Origin of the sequence: Nevskia soli DSM 19509 (genome assembly GCF_000711955.1) — a bacterium.
Classification (GTDB): Bacteria; Pseudomonadota; Gammaproteobacteria; order Nevskiales; family Nevskiaceae; genus Nevskia; species Nevskia soli.
On record NZ_JONR01000041.1, the window covers coordinates 1 to 17,428 of the forward strand.

A 17,428-nucleotide genomic window follows, 5' to 3' on the forward strand; every position below is an offset into this window, starting at 1 on the left:
CGACCTGGTCGTCGCCAATCTGCCGTGGCGCGCCCGCGCGCGGCTCGTCGAGCAAACCATCCAGGCGATGCGCAACGAAACGCACGCGCCATTTGCTCACGGTTGCCTTAGAAATATGCAGTCGGCTGGCCACGTCCAGATTGGATTGGCCTTGCGCACAGGCCAGCACGATGCGCGCACGCAACGCCAGCGCCTGCGACGTCTTGTGTCGCCGCGTCCATTCCGCCAGTTGGTCACCTTCCGCCGCCGTGAGCTTCAGCTCCGGCTTTGGCCTTCCTCGTCCCATGATGTCCCCGCATTCGAATGCAAGGATAGGACATCGGAAATTACAATTAATTCAGCGAACTTCTAACTCAGGACACTAGGCCTACTTGCGGGCCGCTCGTTTCCGGGTCGATTTCCTTGCTGCTGATTTGCGGACCGACTTCTTGGCGGCGGCTTTCTCGGGGACTTTCGCCCCCTGCTTGCGCGCTTCCGACAGGCCGATCGCAATCGCCTGTTTGCGGCTCGTCACCTTCTTGCCCGAACGCCCGCTTTTCAGCGCGCCTTTCTTGCGTTCGTGCATGGCCTTTTTAACCTTGTTCGCTGCAGTCTTGCCATATGCGGGCATCGGTCATCTCCTCCTGATCGGGGCCTTTCGCGGTGGGATATGCGCTTATGCGCTCCCGGTCACACCGCCCATGATCGGCAGGATCACGCCGGTGAGGTAACTCGAGCAGACCGGCGCGGCCAGGAAGACGTAGGCCGGTGATATTTCCTCCGGCTGGGCCGGGCGTTTCATGTCGGTGCCATGGCCGAAGCTGGAAATCCTGTCGATCGGCTGGTCGAAGGCCTTCACGCCGGGGTCGGTACCTTGCTGGGAAGCCAGCTGGCCGGCGGCGACTTCACTCATGCCTCCGATGGTGGCCTTTTTGAAGAACTTCTGATCTGAAGTGGCCAGCGTGGCCTGCGTCGCGCTGGGGCTGTCGGCTCCGGTGCCGGTAGCATGTGTCGGTGTGGATTGGACTGTTGCGTAAAAGGGGATGCCGGCCAAGCTGCAAAGCAGCGCGCCGCAGATGAATCCTTTCATAGTGAAGCTCCTATGGTGATCGTTTGCTACGTATAAAACAGACCCCGCATGTACAACAGCAGTTCAATGCCCTCAAGCGCCGGTAGTTGGTGTTGACTGCCTCGGCCGGGATTACATGATTGCCAGCAGGATTTACACGGCAGGCCCTGCGATTTCCCGCCGCAGCTTGTTCCATCGTGTTGGCGTGATTCATAAGCGTCTGATTAATAAAAAACAAATAAAGTGGATTCGATTGCCTGCACCTTGGCACAAGAACCGCGAGGTCATTTGATCCAAGGAGATGCAGCGATATGGAAGCCGAACCGAAAACAGTCCGCCCGATCAGGGAAACCATTGAAATGCGCGTTGCTCAACTGAAGCAGGACCTGCAGCTGATGAAGGAGTACCTGCTCATGTGCGTGCGCAAGGAAGACTGGCATGGCGTGATGGATGCTTCCGCCGATATCCGTGAAATCGTGGCCAAGCTGAGTGTGCTGGGCGGCGGTGAAGCGCGGGGTGGCATCGGATAGGAGCGCTTGCCGGAACGCGAGTGAACTTGCTGGGTACGGCATTGCCCTACTTATAGGTGAGCCGGTGTGCGTCGATCCGCGTCCTGCTTCGCCATGAATCCGATTGAACGGAGGTAGCTGCCATGCTGGAGAAATTCCCCACGTTTCTAGGGCGCGCCCTGCGTGAGGCGCGGCCCGGCATAGAGCAACTCGCGTTCTACAGTCCGGGACTGTCTCCCGTACCGGAACTGGTGCGCGTGTCGAGTCCTGCTTTCGCCGATGGCGGCCGGTTGCCCGAGCGATTCACCGCCGATGGCGCGGGCATTTCGCCGCCCCTGCAGTGGTGGGGCGTACCGGCGGGTGCTGAAGCCGCGGTGCTCCTGGTGGAGGATGCCGACAGTCCCACACCCCATCCGCTGGTGCACGCCATCGTGTCGGGGTTCTCCGGCCGTGATACCGAAATGCCCGAAGCGGCGCTCGATGCCCATGGTGCCATCGACGACAGCCTGTTCCTGGGAAAGAACTCCGCCCTCAAGGCGGCATGGATGCCGCCGGACCCGCCGCCCGGGCACGGCCCTCACCGCTACGTGTTCCAGGTCTATGCGTTGAACGAACGGATCCACTTCGGGCACGCGCCGGGCCGAACGGAGTTGCTCGAAGCCATCCATGGCCACGTCATGGCGAAGGGGTGCCTGACGGGAATCTACGAACGCGATTAGCGCGACTGGCTGAAGACGTCGGTCGCAGGGCGAGCCCGCGCGGATTCCGCTGTATCCCGGATTCCAGGAGTAGAGTAGCCGGTGGCTGCTCTACTCGGCAAGTGAAACCTATAGGCGGGGGCCGCGGCGTCCCCGATACCCGTTGAGCAGGTAGGCGGCGACGATCACCAGGAGGATCAGACCGATCGGGCCGATGCCCCATCCTCCTCCCATGCCCCAATAGATTCCGCCACCGCCACCGAACAACAGCAGAACCAGAATCAGCACAATCAGCAAATCCATTTGCCTTCTCCTCATGGAGCCATGAATTGGCGCCTGCAGCTTGGAGTTGTGGATGCCGCGCTTGGTTCAAAGGCAAACACCCGCTTGAACTCCTGCGCGCCATGGGGTTCAAATCAATGCAGGCGATCACGCATCCCTGCATCGGTCGTGGAGCTGTCTGTAGTTTGGGCGGCGTCGAAGCGTTCGATCAGGTCGCGGCGCATAAATCCCACGCGCCGCGGCCTTCTTTTGTGACGCGCCCCCCGCAAAAGCGCCCGTATGGCCGCGCGGGATTCCCGTTTGAACTTGTGCCTCGCGGCATGCCTCCTAATTGAAGCGGCAGGAAGCCGCTGTGTTGCATTCATCACATTGGAGATACTGTTATGCAAAACCAGAACAAGGATGCCGTGAAGGTCCTCAATGACCTGATCACCACCTCGGAAGACGGGGAGAAGGGCTTCACCGAAGCGGCCGGCATCGCCAAGGACCCGAAGCTGCAGCTGCTGTTCCGTGAATGCGCCCGCGACTGCAAGTCCGCCGCGGCGGAACTGCAAGCCCAGGTGACGGCCCTTGGCGGCAAGCCCGAAGATGGCGGCAGCATCGCCGGCGCGGCCCATCGCGGCTGGGTCAAGGTCAAGTCCACCGTCGAGGACAGCAATATCGCCGTCCTGGAAGAAGTGGAGCGTGGACAGGATCACGCCAAGGCGGTTTATATCAAGGCGATCAAGGCCGACCTGCCGCCGCAGGTCAAGGCGCTGGTGCAGAAACAGCACGATGGCGCCTTGCGCAATCACGATCGCATCCGCGATCTGCGCAATCAGTACAAGGCCGGCGTCTGATTTGTCGCGGGGCTTTTGCCGCCGGGCGGACTCTCCGCCTGGCGGCTTTCAGGTTGGACGTGGAGGCCTCAACTCCTTTCGCGGGCCAGCTTGGCGCGGTAATAGGTGAACTCCGCCCCGAACAGGAAGATCTGCGCCGCGTAGTACGTCCACACCAGCAGCACGGCAAAGGCACCGGCCGCGCCGAAGGAAGAACTGAAGGCGGCCTTGCCGATGTACAGGCCGATGAGGAACTTGCCGAAGCTGAACAACGCTGAGGTCATCGCGGCGCCGACCCACACATCGGCCCATTGCACCGCGGGGCTGGGCAGCAATTTGTAGAGCATGGCAAAAACCAGGGTGATGACCCCCAGGGATACCACGTAGTTGAGGCTTTGCAGCAAGGTCTCCTCTCCCGGGAAGGACTCTCCGACCAGATGTCCGAAAGCGGAGATGCCGGCGCTGACCACCAGCGATACCAGCAGCAGGAAACCCAGGCCGATGACCAGGCCGAAGGACAGCAGGCGCGTGCGCACCAGGGTCCAGACGCCGCCTGGCGCCAGCGGCACTTTCCAGATGCGGTCCAGGTCGCTCTTCAGTTCGTTGAAGACCGTGGTGGCGCCGACGATCAGGATGCCGGTGCCGAGCATCATCGATACCAGGCTACCGCTCTGATCGCGTGAGCCGGCCAGTATGGCCTGGACCGCTTCCGCCCCGTTGTGCCCGATCAGGCCTCCGATTTCGTTCAGCACGGCTCCTCGCGCGGCGTCCTCGCCGAAGACGAAGCCGCCGATCGCGATGACGATCAACAGCAGCGGCGCCATCGAGAACACCGTGTAGTAGGCCAGCGCGGCGCCCATGCTGGATGCCCGGTCGTCGATCCAGCCGTTGATCGACAGGCGCAGGATCCGGATGAAGCCCGAAGTTGTTTTGGCCATCGGCGATTGCGGTCGGTGGTTGCGGTCAATGGATCGTCCCGCCTTGGACCCTGGCGCCGCCCAAAGGGTCCCGCAGCTGGCTTTGGAAGCTCCGCAAGGCCTGAATGCAGAGGCCGCCGCCGGGCGTGGTGTTTGAACTTCGCAAGACGGCGGGGAGTCTGACTTATATCAGGACAAGGCCGCCCACACTCGATGCGGCGCGCCATTTCAATTCAGCTCAAGGACGAGAACCCATGAAAAAGCTACTGCTTGCTACCGCTATTGGTCTTTGTTCCGCTCCCGCCATGGCGGCGGGAACCACGGCGCACCCCCTGCTTGCCGGCCTCAAGGCGGCGAGTGCCAATCGTGCGGCAACCGCCGGCAGCGTGCCGCAGCTCCCGCTGCCGCCGCTGTCCCTGGAGAGTTCGCTGACCGTGCCGAGCTTCGGCAAGCAGGCCGATGGCACCACCAAGACGATCAACCTGCCGGCCATCGGCAAGCTCACCACTTACACGCAGAATGACGGCAAGGGTGATGCCGGCGGCCAGGCCAAGGTCTCCAGCCAGCTCGATATCAATCCGAACTCGACCAAGCAGGTGACCAGCATCGCCAGCGACTACACCGTGCCGCAAAAGGGCCAGGTGAGCGCCAACTACGAGTACAAGGGCAAGGGCTACGGCAAGGAAACCACCCTCGACCCGAAAACCGTGACGCTGCCGCTGGGCGGTTCGTTCACCCGCTCGGTCAACAACCAGGGCAAGGGGGGCTCGATCGACACCATCCTGAGCTACACCTCGCCGGCGCCGAAGACCAGCAGCAACTGATCCAGGCATTCACCTTGCGGGGCGTGCGCCTGGTGCGCGGCCCGCAAGGTGGAGTTGGCGGGAAGTGCGAAGCCGGGCTTGCGCTGAGCGCCTAGTCCAACAGCTGGTGGACCGTCGTCAGAAACTCGTCGGAACTGTAGGGCTTCCTGATGAAGGCATCATAACCGGCAAAGTAGTTGCGGATGCTGGATTCGGTCAGGCTGCTGTTCATGAAGACCTTGATATGTCGGGTCGCCTCAACACCAGATTGTCGACCAGCGCCGAGACCCCGTAAGGGATAGGTGCCACGGTGCCGACGATGTCTCGGGTTTCCAGTGTCATCGGGATAGTGACACCGCGTCGGCGAAGATAGCGCAGCAGGGTCGCCTGGGCCGCCTTGATCCGCTCCATCACCGCTGCTGCGTGCCGACTCTGCCTGCTTGCAGGCGGCTGCCAGCTGCAGGCTCAGGGTATGCAGGGGGTTGCGCAACTCATGGGCGACAATGGCAAGGAAGTCGTCCCGCTCCTCAAGGGCCTGCCGCAGCCGCTGGATTTCGGCCTCGGGTTCCACGCCATGCGCTCCCTGCCGGTGCACGAATCTTCCTGTGCCTGGCGCGCGCTCGGTGCACATTGGGGTGCTGAAAAAATCTTATCCCAAATCAGGCGCTGCGGGACCGGAAAAATTCGAACGGCGGTACACTGTCCCCGGTAGGACAACCTTGCGGTGCTTTCCTTGCGGCGCTTTGGTTGTCAAATTTAAATCCCTGCATCAATCGCGAACGGAATTAATCGCGAACGGAATTGGCATGAACCAACGCACATTCAGCCTGGAGCTGCGTCCACGTATCCCGGACAAGCTGCGCCGGCTCGAAGAACTGGCGAACAACCTGGTCTACTCCTGGGACCGGGAGGTCCGCGGCCTGTTCTGGCGCCTCGACCGGAAGCTGTGGCTCGAATGCGGCAACAATCCCAAGCTGTTCCTGCGCCGGGTGCCGCAGGCGCGGCTCGACAGCGTCGCCGAAGGCCGCGACTTCATGGAGGACTACAACCGGGCCCTGTCCTCGTTCGACTCCTACATGACCCTGGGGCCGCGGCCGGAAATCGACGGCCTGCTCGATCGCGGTTCGGACCTCATCGCCTATTTCTGCGCGGAATTCGGCTTGCACGAGTCGCTGCCGATCTATTCCGGCGGCCTCGGCATCCTGGCCGGCGACCATTGCAAAGCCGCCAGCGACGTCGGCATGCCGTTCGTGGCGGTGGGGCTGCTGTACCGGCAGGGCTACTTCGAGCAAACCATCGATGGCGCCGGACGGCAGCAGGTGCGCGCCCATGTTTCCGACTTCGACGACCTGCCGATCCAGCTGTGCCGCGACGCCCACAACGCGGAACTGCGCGTCGCCGTCGAAGTGGCGGAGCGCACGGTGCAGCTCAGGATCTGGCGCGCGTGGATCGGCCACGTCCGGCTCTACCTGCTGGACAGCGATGTGCCGGAAAACGCCGAGGCGGATCGCGGCATCACCCGCCAGCTCTACGGCGGCGATTCCGATACGCGCATCCAGCAGGAGATGGTGCTCGGCATCGGCGGCGTGCGCGCCTTGCGCGTTCTCGGCCATGCGCCGAATGCCTTCCACATGAACGAAGGGCACGCCGCGTTCATGGCACTGGAGCGCATCCGCGAACAGGTGGCGGCGGGCATCGATTTCGACACGGCGCTGGAGCTGGTCGCCGGCGGCAACATCTTCACCACGCACACGCCGGTACCGGCAGGCCATGACCGCTTCAGCCACAGCCAGATGCGCTGGTTCCTGCAGAAGCTGCTGCCTGCCCTCGGTTGCGAGGAGAGCAAGGTGCTGGCCCTGGGCTCCGGCGCGGGCGACGCAGGCGAGCAGTTCAACATGACCACCCTGGCGCTGCATGCCAGCCGCTTCCACAACGGTGTTTCGCGTATCCACGGTGGCGTCGCGAGCCGCATGGAGCGGGAGCTGTGGCCGGACCTCGCGCCGGAAGAAAACCCCATCGGCTACGTCACCAACGGTGTGCACCTGCACACCTTCCTGGCCCGTGCCTGGAGCCAGCTGTTTCACGACAGCTTCCGCGGCTGGCGCAACGAGTTGCTGGATGTCGATTACTGGTCGCGCATCGATTCCATCGCCTACGAGCGCTTCGTCTCGATCCGGCAGCAGCTCAAACGCGATCTGCTGCTCGACGTGGAGGAGCGGATGCAGCGCCAGTTGCGGCGCAATGGCGTGCCCGCCGCCGTCATCGCCCGTGCCGCGGCGCAGGTCTCGAACAATGATTCCAGGACGCTGATCATCGGCTTCGCCCGGCGCTTCGCCACCTACAAGCGCGCCACCTTGATCCTCACCGACGAAGCCCGCCTGGCGCGCATCCTCAACGATCCCGAGCGGCCGGCCATCATCATCTTCGCCGGCAAGGCGCATCCGCGGGACGAGCCCGGCCAGGCCATCATCCAGCGCCTCTACCAGACCAGCATGAAGCCGGAATTCATCGGCCGCCTGATCGTGCTGGAAGGCTACGACATGCTGCTGGCGCGCAACCTGGTGCAGGGCTGCGACGTCTGGCTCAACAATCCCGAATACCCGCTGGAAGCCAGCGGTACCAGCGGCGAGAAGGCCGGCATCAACGGCGTGGTCAACGTCTCCGTGCTGGACGGCTGGTGGGACGAGGGCTACGACGGCAGCAACGGCTTTGCCGTCAAGCCGGTGGATCCCGCCTACTGGAGTGACCTGCCCGCCGAAGCCGCTGCGCTCCATCGCGACGAGGAGGAGGCGCGGCAGTTGCTCGACATCGTCGAGCACCAGGTGGTGCCGCTGTATTACGGCGCCGATGGCAAGGGCTATGCGCCGGAATGGGTGCAGATCAGCAAGAACTCGATGAAGTCCCTGATCCCGCGCTACAACTCGGCGCGCATGGTGATGGACTACCTGCGCCAGTCCTACGCGCCGGCGGTGCGGCAGACACGCAAGCTGGGCGAAGCCGGCGGCGCGGCGGCGCGAGAGCTGGCGGCGTGGAAGAAGGTGGTGCGCAGCCGCTGGAAAGGTGTGGGGTTGGAGCTGGCGCAGGAACCGGCACCCAAGCTGTCGCATGGGGATCGCCTGGTGCTGGAGGTGGCGGCGCGGCTCAATGGTCTGGGCACCCAGGATGTGGTGGTCGAATGCGTGCTCGGTCGTGGGGAAGGAGAAGCTTTCCGCGTCGAGCAGACCCTGCCGTTCGCCCCGGCCCCGCGCGAAGGCGGCGCCGGTGAAGCCGTGCCGTACCAGCTGCAACTCACGCCCCTGTCAGGCTTGCAGCACTACCGCATCCGCATCCGGCCGGTGCATGCGGCGATGTCGCATCCGCTGGAGCTGGGTCTCTGCACCTGGCTGCAGGGGGGCTCTGATTGATCAGAGGCTACGCAGCCCTCAATCGTTGAGGGTCAGGGCGGCCAGAGGCCAGGCCTCCGCCAGTTGCCGGAGGTGGATGTTGCGGCCGTGGACCCGCTGGCGACCCAGCAGGTCGGTGAAGACCACCGCCTGCAGATCGCCGGGAAGCAGCACGCGTGTGTCGTCCCAGCCTTCCGCCGTGATCGCCAGGCTGTCCGCCGAAGCCAGCAGGTCGGTCGGCAGCCGCGGTGCCAGCACCAGCAGCGCGGGGCCTTCGTCCAGCGTGCGGACAAAGGCGAGCAGGTGTTGCGCCTTGGCGCCCGCGACTTCCAGTGGCAGGTAGCGCCCCTCGGCGAACAGCCTGGGCTGGCGTGCGCGATAGGCCAGCAGGCGGGCGATCAGGACTTGCTTGATGCGTCCGTCCCGCCACTGTCGAAGCAATTCGTCGTCGGCCGGCGCGGCGGCAAGGGCGGCGGCACGCGCGGCGAAATCCACCGGCCGGCGGTTGTCGGGGTCGACCAGGCTGAGGTCCCACCAGTCGCAGCCCTGGTACAGGTCGGGCACGCCGGGCGTGGTCAGGCGCAGCAGGGTCTGGCTCAGGCCATTGAGCGCGCCGGCGGCGGCGATGCTCGCCACGAATGCCGACAGATCCCGCAGGAAAGCGGGCGCGACCGAGGGATCGAGCAGCCTGCGCAGAAAGGTCCGGCAGGCTTCCTCATAGGCAAGATTGGGTTCCACCCAGCCCGAACGCCGCTTGGCCTCGCGGACGGCCTTCTGCTGCCAGCCGGCCAGCCGTTCGTCCAGCGCGGCGAGCGCTGCGCGGTCGTCGAGGTCCACGATGAAGGGCCATGCGCCCACCAGCATCTGGTAGAGCATGTATTCGTCGGTGGCATCCGGACCTTTGACGCCGCCGATGTCCGGCTTCAGTTCCCGGTTCGCCGCGCTCCAGCGCGCGACCGCTTGCGCCCAGTGATCGGGGCGCTCGCTCAGCACGGCCAGCCGCGCCCGCAGGTCTTCACCGCGCTTGTGGTCGTGGGTGGCGGTGGCCAGCATCGCCGCCGGGTAGCGCTCCGTGCGTTCGATGCAGGCGGCGTGGAACTGCTCGACGCTCATGCCGAACTGGCCTGGATCCGCGCCCACCTCGTTGCGCGACAGCAGCGTTCCATGTCGGTAGAACGCAGTGTCTTCAACCGACTTGGCGGCGACCGGCGAGGTGAGCTGCTGGAAGCGCGCGATGGCGCGCAGCCGCGCGCGCTGCTCGGGCAGACGCGTCACCGTGCGCGGCGCCACGCCGCCCAGCCAGCCGTCGACGAGGTCGAGCAACGGGGCTTCGCCGGGGCGGCAGGTTCGCTTCGCTGCGGCGATGACCTGCCGCATGATCCCGGCGTCGGTCTCGCTGCGCCCGCGCGCATCGGCGTAGGTGCGATACACCGGGAAGTGCACCAGCAATTCGGCCAGGACCCGCTTTACCGCGCCCAGGGTCCAGTCGCGCGTCGCCGGATCGGTGCGGGCGATGCTGTGCAGGGCATGGGCGCAGGCATTGAAATCGGCGGCGAGCAGTTCCTGCGGAATGCGGCGCCGCGCGCGGCGTTCCTCGTCGGCGAAATTCGAGCCGCTGCCGGTGTATTCGCTCCACAGCGCGCGCAACGGCGCTTCACCCTGCGGATCGTGCAGCAGGGCGCCGACCTGGTTCATGAAGACATAGCCGGAGGTGCCGTCGGTATGCCAGTCCGTGGCCAGCAGTTCTCCCGGCGCGAGTATCTTCTCGACGATCAGGTAGGGCGCGCCGCCGGGAGCATCCGCCGGCCGTTCCGCCGCCAGCTTCTTCAGGCGCCGCCGCAGTTTCTGGCAATAGCCGCGTGGATCGGCCAGCCCGTCGACATGATCGACGCGGAAGCCGTCGATCAATCCTTCCTGGTAAAGCCTGAATACGGTGCCGTGCACCGCTTCGAACACCGCTGTTTCCTGCACGCGCAGGCCGGCGAGGTCGATGACGTCGAAGAAGCGCCGCCAGTTGATCTCGTCGGTGGCGCTGCGCCACCAGGCCAGGCGGTAGTGCTGGCGCTCCAGCAGCCGATGCAGCAGTGCGCGTCCTTCGGCAGATTGCGGCGAATGACGCGCGATGAGGTCCCGCAGCGCCTGTGCGATGGCGGGTTCCCGCGCCCCTTCCGCCAGGGCGCGGCGCGCCGTCTCGAAACCCTGCTCCCGGTTGCCGTGTCCGCCGCGCAGGCCTTCGCGGAACATTCGCACGAACGGCGCCAGCGTCTCGCCGCCGCTGTGCAGCAACGCGGCGTAATATTCCGGCGCGATCGGGAAATGATGATCGTAGTAGGCCGCATACAGCCGCGCGCTCGCCGCATCCAGGCACAGGGTGATTTCGCCGTCCTTCAGCGCTTCGCCATAAGGCTTGCCGAGGAAAGGCGCGAGCACGCGGCCGTGCAGCGCCGGATCGGGCACGTCCCAGTCGATATCGAAGAAGTTGGCGTAGCGGCTGTCGCGACCCCATTGCAGCACGTCCATCCACCAGGCGTTGTCGTGGTTGCCCACCGCCATGTGGTTGGGCACGATGTCGACGATCAGGCCCATCTCGTGGCGGCGCAGTTCCGCCACCAGGCGGCGCAGGCCATCTTCTCCGCCCAGTTCGGGATTGACGCTGCCGTAATCCACCGCGTCGTAGCCATGCGCCGAGCCGCTGCGGGCAGTGAGGATCGGCGAGGCATACAGGTGGCTGACGCCGAGCCGGGCGAAGTAGGCCACCTGCTCGCGCGCGGCATCGAAGGGAAAGCCCCGATGGAATTGCAGCCGCGCGGTGGCGCGCGGCGGGATCAGCGAAGCGCGCATGTCAGCCTTGCCGCCGCGCGGCGTGCAGGATGGCGATGCGGCGTTCCACTTCGTCCGGCCGCAGCAGGGTTTCGGTATCGCCGGGCAGGCGCCGACGCCAGTTCGGATGCTCGTTCACCGTGCCCGGCACATTGGGTTGTTCGACCGAGCCGATCAGGTCCTCCAGCGGCGCCAGTGCCAGCGGCGCGGGGGTGCGGCCGATGAAGGCCAGCGCGGCGTCGATCGCCGGCTGCGGCTGATCGTGCGATGGCATCGCCTCGCCGGTCACACCGGCATGGCCGAAAGCGTTCCACAGCGCGCGGCGGTCGCGCGCACGCTGCCCGCGTTCGCCGGATTCGCTCGAGCCGGGAGGCAGCTGATTGCGCGCGGCCAGCCCGTCGATATCGTGTTCGCTCCACCAGCCCGCGACCGTCGGCAGATCATGGGTGGTGGTGGTGGCGAGTGCGTTCGGCGACCAACGCGCCGGTTCGATGAAGTAGCCATGGTCGCGCTCGAACCACAGCACCTGGATGCCGAGCACGCCGCTGCGCACCAGGTGTTCGCGGAAGCCTTCGGGAATGGTGCCGAGGTCCTCGCCGACGATCACCGCGCGGTGGCGCCAGGACTCCAGCGCCACCAGCCGCAGGAGGTCATGCAGGGGATACGACAGATAGACGCCCGCGGTGGCCTCGGCGCCTTCCGGCACCAGCCACAGCCGGCTCAGTCCGAGCACATGATCGATGCGCAGGCCGCCGGCACGGCGCAGGCCGGCGCGCAGCGTTTCGATGAAAGGTGCATAGCCGTGCCGCTTCAGGCCGGGCGGCGAGAAGGCGGTGAGTCCCCAGTTCTGGCCGCGGGTATTGAGCAGATCGGGCGGCGCGCCCACGCTGAGGCCGTTGAGCACGTCCTGCTGCCGGCTCCATACGTGGCTGCCGCCGCTGTCGGTGCCGATGGCGAGGTCGGCGATCAGGCCGATGCGCATGCCCGCGCCGAGGGCCTGCGCCTGCGCGTCCGCCAGGCCGCGGTCCGCCAGCCATTGCAGGAACAGGTGATAGCCCACCTCGAGCGCCTGATCGCGGGCGAAGCGCGCCACCTCGGCGCTGCCCGGGTCGCGCAAGGCGGCCGGCCATTTGCGCCAGTGCCATTGCCCTGGATCGCGTTGCAGGGCGGCCGCATGCAGTGCCTCGAAGGTGGCGTGTTCGCGCAGCGCGGTGCCGCCGGCCTGGACGAAGCCTTGATAATCGAGGCCCAGCGCATCCCCGGCATCGTTGAGCCAGGCCGTCGAGCTGTCGTAGATGGCGCGCAGGATGGCCTGCTTGCAGCGCGCGGCCGCAGGCCAGTCGACCAGGGGCTCCTGTTCGAGGCGGGTTTGTTCCGCGCCCAGGCCGAGCCGTTCCACCACCTCCCGCACCGCGGCCGCGCCGAACATCCTGGCCGGATCCGCGTACAGTCCGTTGAGGAACAGCCGGCTCGACGGCGAGTACGGGCTGAAATGGCCGACGTCGGCGCTGAACAGCGCATGCACCGGGCTGATTGCCAGGGCATCGGCGCCGCGTGCCGCGGCCTCGCGACCCAGGGTGGCGAGGGCGCTGAAGTTGCCGATGCCGCCGTCGCCGGCGCGTCGCAGTGAATAGAGTTGTGCCGACAGCCCCCACAGGCGTTCCGTGCCGGCGACCTCGCCGGTGCCGTAGCAGCGTGCAGGCGTCACCGCCAGGGACAGCTTTTGCGCGCCCAGTTCCAGCGTGTAGTAACCGGGCGCGGCGATGGCCGGCAGGAAGGCGTGGCCGTGGCCATCCACCTCCAGCCGCAGATCGACCGCGGTGCCGTCTTCCGAGGCCAGGCGGGCGGCGGGGCCGTGCTTGCCGCTGTCGGCCAGCGGCAGCTGCTGCCGCGAGCCGGCGTCCACGATGAGCAGTTGCGGCGTCGCGTTGCCGCTGTTTTCCTGTTCCAGCTTGCGGCGGCTGGCCGCGATCTGCGCCGCATCGTTCGCCGGCAGTTCCAGTGCGGCGAGCATGCGCCGCAGGGTATCCGGTGCGACCTGTTGCTCCTGCCCCTGGTAGTCGCGCCACTGCGTGGCGAGGCCGGCAGTGCGCGCCAGCTCTTCAAGCGCCGGATCACTCATGTCCGGGTCTCCAGCCAGGCGCTGCAGGAATCGGCTTGCAGGATGCCCTGTGCCGCGGCGGCACCGCATCCATGCATGCTTTCGAACAGCAGCATTCCCCGGGGAGCGTCGGTCATGGCCGCTTCCTCGCCGAGGTTGATGCCCAGCCATAGCAGGGCTCCGTCTCCGAGTTGCCAGCTCGCCGCGACGGCGGCGGGGCCCACCGCCGCCGCACCGATGCCGCGCGCGCCGGCCAGCGCCGGCCCGATCACCTCGTTGCGGAGCTTCAGCAGGCGGCGGTAGTAACCGAGCTGTTCGGTTTGCGCGCCCGGCTTCGCCGCGGCGGGCAGGCAGGATCGGCGGAAGGTCGACTCCGCATTGGGATCGGGAATCGCTTCCCGCTGCTGCGGTTCGGCGAAGGCCGGAAACGCCGCGAATTCCTTGCGTCGGCCTTCGCGGACGGCGTCGGCCAGTTCCTCGTGGAAATCGGTGAAGAACAGGAAGGGCTCGTCGGCGCCCCATTCCTCGCCCATGAACAGCAGCGGCGTCTGCGGCGACAGCAGCTGCAGGGCGATGGCGGCGCGCAGGGCCCGCGGCCTGGCCAGCAGGCCCAGGCGCTCGCCCAGGGCGCGGTTGCCGATCTGATCGTGATTCTGCAGGAACAGCACGAACCGCTCCGGCGCGAGATGGGCGCTGGGCGTGCCGCGCGGCCTGCCCCCGTGGCTGGGAGAAGGTTCGCCCTGGTAGACGAAGCCCTCGGCCAGGCAGCGGGCCAGCTTGGCCGCCGACACCTCGGTGTAGTTGCGGTAATAGCTCTCGGTTTCGCCGGTGAGCAGCACATGCAGCACGTTGTGGCCGTCGTCGTTCCACTGCGCGTCGTAGCCGTCCTGCAGGCGCGCGGCATCGTTGTGTTCGTTCTCCAGCACCAGATGGATATGCCGCCCCGGCTCGGCCGCGGCGCGCACGCGCCTGGCCAGCTCATCCAGGAAAGCGCTGTCGCCGATGGCATGCACGGCATCCAGGCGCAGGCCGTCGAAGCGGTATTCCATCAGCCAGTAAATCGCGTTGGCGATGAAGAACTCCCGCACTTGCGGCCGCTTGAAATCGATCGCCGCGCCCCAGGGCGAGGCGCGCTGCTCGTCGAAGAACTGCGGCGCATAGCTGTGCAGGAAATTGCCGTCCGGTCCGAAGTGGTTGTAGACCACATCGAGATAAACGCACAGGCCCAGGCCATGCGCCGTGTCGATCAGCGCCTTGAGTTCGGCGGGCGTGCCGTAGGCCGCGCTCGGCGCGTAGGGCAGCACGCCGTCGTAGCCCCAGTTGCGCGTGCCGGAGAAATCCGCGATCGGCATCAGCTCCACCGCGCTCACGCCAAGTTCTTTCAGGTGCGGCAGGCGCTTGGCCACTTCGGCGAAGCTGCCGCCGTAGCAGCCCACGTGCAATTCGTAGATCACGCTGCCCGGCCAGGGCCGGCCGTTCCAGTCCGCGTGCTTCCAGGCATAGTCGCGGGGATCGACCACCACGCTGTGGCCATGAACGCCGCCGGACTGGGCGCGCGACGCCGGGTCCGGCACGCGGAGTCCGTCGCCGACGCGGTAGCGATAGCGGCTGCCCGCACCGCAGTCCGCGGTCACGCTGAACACGCCGTCTTCATTGCGCTGCATCGGCAGCGCTTTGGACCCTTCAAGCTCCAGCCATGCCTGCTGCAAGGCCGGTGCCCACAAGGAAAAGCGTGTTTGCCCGGTTTCCAGCAACTCGGCGCCGAAGGGCAGCTTCACCGCGTGGCCGGGATTCATGGTTCGCTTTCCACAGCTTCCTGCGGCGCAGCCTCCGCCGGCTGTTCGTTGGAGGCCTCCAGTATGCGCTCTTTCGCCAGGCTGGCCAGAACCGATGCTTCCACTTCGGCGATCAGGGCCACGGCGCTGAATGCCGCGACGCTGTAGTGCTTATACGCCGGCGCTGGCTCCTGTTTCAGCGCGCCATCGGTATCGACCAGCACGCGGTATTCGAGCGTCGGCTCAGGCAGCTTGAATTCATGCGGCGCATCGTCAGAATTGAACAGCAGGATGGCGATCTCGAGCTTGCCGTCCTTGCGCCGTACCGCGCGCCGCACGCCGAGCAGGCGCGCGTTGGCATTGTCCCAGTCTTCCTGCGACAGGTCGGTGCCGCGCTCGTCAAACCAGATGATGTCGTTCAATCCGGGTGCGACCTCGACCCGGCCGTGCTGGAAATTCAACCCCTGGAACACCGGATGCCTGCGTCGGATTTCGATCAGCCGCGCGGTGAAGTCGCGCAGCGCCGCCCCGCGGGGCGTGCCGGGCAGCGACCAGTCCAGCCAGGCAAGCTCGTTGTCCTGGCAGTAGACATTGTTGTTGCCCTGCTGGGTCTGGCCGAATTCATCGCCGGCCAGCAACATGGGCGTGCCCTGCGACAGGAGCAAGGCGGTCAGCAGGTTGCGCTTGGTCCGTTCGCGCAGTGCCGTGATCTGCGCGTCGTCGCTCGGCCCTTCCACGCCCCAGTTGCGGCTCTCGTTGTGGTCGGAGCCGTCGCGGCCGTCCTCGCCGTTGGCCATGTTGTGCTTGGACTCGTAGCTGACCAGGTCCTGCAGGGTGAAGCCGTCGTGGGCGGTGACGAAATTGACGCTGGCCCAGGGCTTGCGCCGGTGATGGTCGAACATCTCCGCCGAGGCCTGCAGCCGCGCCGCCAAAGCGCCGCGCATGCCGGCGTCGCCCTTCCAGTACTTGCGCACGTCGTCGCGGAACTTGCCGTTCCACTCCGCGAAGCCCGGCGGATGGTTGCCGATCTGGTAGCCGCCGGGGCCGATGTCCCAGGGCTCCGAGATCAGCTTCAGCGTGCTGAGCAGCGGGTCCTGCATCAGCGCGTCGAAGAAGCCGCTGCCGGGGTCGAAGCCATGCGGCTCGCGTCCCAGCGATACGCCGAGGTCGAAGCGGAAGCCGTCGACACGGAATTCGGTGGCCCAGTAGCGCAGCGAATCCATCACCATCTGGATCACCCGGGGATGCACCGTGTTGACGGTATTGCCGGTGCCGGTATCGTTGAGGTAGTGCCGCGGATCTTCCTGCAGCAGCCGGTAGTAGCTCACATTGTCGAGGCCGCGGAACGACAGTGTCGGCCCCAGCTCGCTGCCCTCGCAGGTGTGGTTGTAGACCACGTCGAGAATCACCTCGATGCCGGCGGCGTGGAGTTGCTGCACCGCCCATTTGAGCTGGCCCAGGGTGCCGTCCGAAAGATAGGCGTTGTCGGGTGCGAAGAAGCCGAGCGTGTTGTAGCCCCAGTAGTTGGTCAGGCCGTTTTCCAGCAGGTTGCGGTCGCGGGCGAAGGCGTGGATCGGCAGCAGTTCCACCGCCGTCACGCCGAGCCGCTTCAGGTACTCGATGCTGCGCGGGTGCCCCAGCGCGCCGAAGGTGCCGCGTTCGTGCGGCGCGAAAGCCTCGTTGCGCTTCGAATAGCCCTTGACGTGCATCTCGTAGATGACCGTGTCGGACCAGGGTACGCGTGGCGCATGGTCATTGCCCCAGTCGAAGTGGTCATCCACCACCATCGCCTTGGGCATGTAGTCGGCGCTGTTGCGGCGGTCGAAGGCCAGGTCCGCCCTGGGCGCGCCCAGCCGGTAGCCGTAGAGCGCGTCATGCCAGCGGATCTCGCCGGAGAGCTGGCGCGCATAGGGGTCCAGCAACAGCTTGTGGGGATTGAAGCGATGGCCGTTGGCCGGATCGAAAGGACCATATGCCCGGTACCCGTACAGCGTGCCCGGCCGCGCACCCGACAGGTAGCCATGCCATATGCCGTCGGTGCAGTCCGGCATCGGCAGGCGCGTCTCGTGGCGGCCGCCAGCCTCGAACAGGCACAGCTCGATGCGTTCGGCGTGCTCGGAGAACACCGCGAAATGCGTGCCGCGTCCGTCCCAGTGCGCGCCCAGGGGATATGGTGCCGAGGGTTGCAGACGGTCGGCCGTGGAATCTGTCATCGTAAGATCCTTCTTTGAGGTAAAACACGGCGCCACGCAGCGCCGTGGGTCCTACTTTGCC

General features: G+C 66.1%; 14 protein-coding genes and 2 pseudogenes. 5 read left to right on the plus strand and 11 right to left on the minus strand.

What is annotated here, in order from left to right; all coding sequences use genetic code 11:
- From BP26_RS29660 to BP26_RS31175, 4 genes and pseudogenes are all read right to left on the minus strand, one after another.
- Positions 1–286 (minus strand): helix-turn-helix domain-containing protein (locus BP26_RS29660; RefSeq protein ID WP_029921470.1); only part of this gene is annotated, 286 nt, incomplete at its 3' end.
- An 81-nt stretch (positions 287–367) separates the two neighbouring features.
- On the minus strand, positions 368–610 hold the full coding sequence (locus tag BP26_RS0118590; RefSeq protein WP_029922066.1) for a DUF6496 domain-containing protein: 243 nt from the start codon (positions 608–610) through the stop codon (positions 368–370).
- 45 nt (positions 611–655) lie between these two features.
- Positions 656–805 (minus strand): annotated as a pseudogene (locus BP26_RS31170) (short-chain dehydrogenase); the annotation flags it as partial.
- Between the two features lie 27 nt (positions 806–832).
- Positions 833–1,069, minus strand: a pseudogene (locus tag BP26_RS31175) (DUF4142 domain-containing protein); the annotation flags it as partial.
- 290 nt (positions 1,070–1,359) lie between these two features.
- Here BP26_RS31175 and BP26_RS0118600 point away from each other — a divergent pair.
- Positions 1,360–1,578: a hypothetical protein gene (locus BP26_RS0118600; RefSeq protein WP_029922068.1), complete on the plus strand. Its 219-nt coding sequence runs from the start codon at positions 1,360–1,362 to the stop codon at positions 1,576–1,578.
- Between the two features lie 122 nt (positions 1,579–1,700).
- Positions 1,701–2,276: a YbhB/YbcL family Raf kinase inhibitor-like protein gene (locus BP26_RS0118605; RefSeq protein WP_029922069.1), complete on the plus strand. Its 576-nt coding sequence runs from the start codon at positions 1,701–1,703 to the stop codon at positions 2,274–2,276.
- 108 nt (positions 2,277–2,384) lie between these two features.
- Here the strand turns inward: BP26_RS0118605 and BP26_RS29665 are convergent, their stop codons facing one another.
- Positions 2,385–2,558, minus strand: a complete 174-nt coding sequence (locus BP26_RS29665; RefSeq protein WP_157572614.1) for a DUF3309 domain-containing protein — start codon at positions 2,556–2,558, stop codon at positions 2,385–2,387.
- Positions 2,559–2,920: 362 nt separating this feature from the next.
- On the opposite strand from BP26_RS29665, the gene BP26_RS0118615 reads away from it, so the two are divergent.
- Complete coding sequence (locus tag BP26_RS0118615; RefSeq protein ID WP_029922070.1) at positions 2,921–3,376, plus strand: PA2169 family four-helix-bundle protein; 456 nt, start codon at positions 2,921–2,923, stop codon at positions 3,374–3,376.
- Positions 3,377–3,444: 68 nt separating this feature from the next.
- On the opposite strand, the gene BP26_RS0118620 is transcribed toward BP26_RS0118615, so the two are convergent.
- Positions 3,445–4,293: a YihY/virulence factor BrkB family protein gene (locus BP26_RS0118620; protein WP_036517373.1), complete on the minus strand. Its 849-nt coding sequence runs from the start codon at positions 4,291–4,293 to the stop codon at positions 3,445–3,447.
- A 233-nt stretch (positions 4,294–4,526) separates the two neighbouring features.
- On the opposite strand from BP26_RS0118620, the gene BP26_RS0118625 reads away from it, so the two are divergent.
- A complete protein-coding gene (locus BP26_RS0118625; RefSeq protein ID WP_157572615.1) occupies positions 4,527–5,096 on the plus strand; it encodes a hypothetical protein in 570 nt (189 codons plus the stop codon).
- Positions 5,097–5,187: 91 nt separating this feature from the next.
- On the opposite strand, the gene BP26_RS29670 is transcribed toward BP26_RS0118625, so the two are convergent.
- Positions 5,188–5,646: a histidine kinase dimerization/phospho-acceptor domain-containing protein gene (locus BP26_RS29670; protein ID WP_157572616.1), complete on the minus strand. Its 459-nt coding sequence runs from the start codon at positions 5,644–5,646 to the stop codon at positions 5,188–5,190.
- Between the two features lie 235 nt (positions 5,647–5,881).
- On the opposite strand from BP26_RS29670, the gene glgP reads away from it, so the two are divergent.
- Positions 5,882–8,479 carry an alpha-glucan family phosphorylase gene (glgP, locus tag BP26_RS0118640; RefSeq protein WP_029922074.1) on the plus strand — a complete coding sequence of 866 codons (2,598 nt, stop codon included), beginning with the start codon at positions 5,882–5,884 and terminating at the stop codon, positions 8,477–8,479.
- Between the two features lie 18 nt (positions 8,480–8,497).
- Here glgP and treY read toward each other — a convergent pair whose 3' ends face one another.
- The 4 genes from treY to glgX are packed head-to-tail and all read right to left on the minus strand — an operon-like array spanning position 8,498 to position 17,367.
- Positions 8,498–11,299 (minus strand): malto-oligosyltrehalose synthase, encoded by a 2,802-nt coding sequence (gene treY / locus BP26_RS0118645; protein ID WP_084183228.1) that lies wholly within the window; start codon positions 11,297–11,299, stop codon positions 8,498–8,500.
- A gap of 1 nt (position 11,300) precedes the next feature.
- Complete coding sequence (malQ, locus tag BP26_RS0118650) at positions 11,301–13,400, minus strand: 4-alpha-glucanotransferase (RefSeq protein ID WP_029922076.1); 2,100 nt, start codon at positions 13,398–13,400, stop codon at positions 11,301–11,303.
- A complete protein-coding gene (gene treZ / locus BP26_RS0118655) occupies positions 13,397–15,175 on the minus strand; it encodes a malto-oligosyltrehalose trehalohydrolase (RefSeq protein ID WP_029922077.1) in 1,779 nt (592 codons plus the stop codon). Before treZ ends, malQ begins: the two co-directional genes overlap by 4 nt.
- Positions 15,172–17,367 carry a glycogen debranching protein GlgX gene (gene glgX, locus BP26_RS0118660; protein ID WP_029922078.1) on the minus strand — a complete coding sequence of 732 codons (2,196 nt, stop codon included), beginning with the start codon at positions 17,365–17,367 and terminating at the stop codon, positions 15,172–15,174. The genes treZ and glgX overlap by 4 nt, the downstream gene beginning before the upstream one ends.
- Positions 17,368–17,428: the final 61 nt, after the last annotated feature.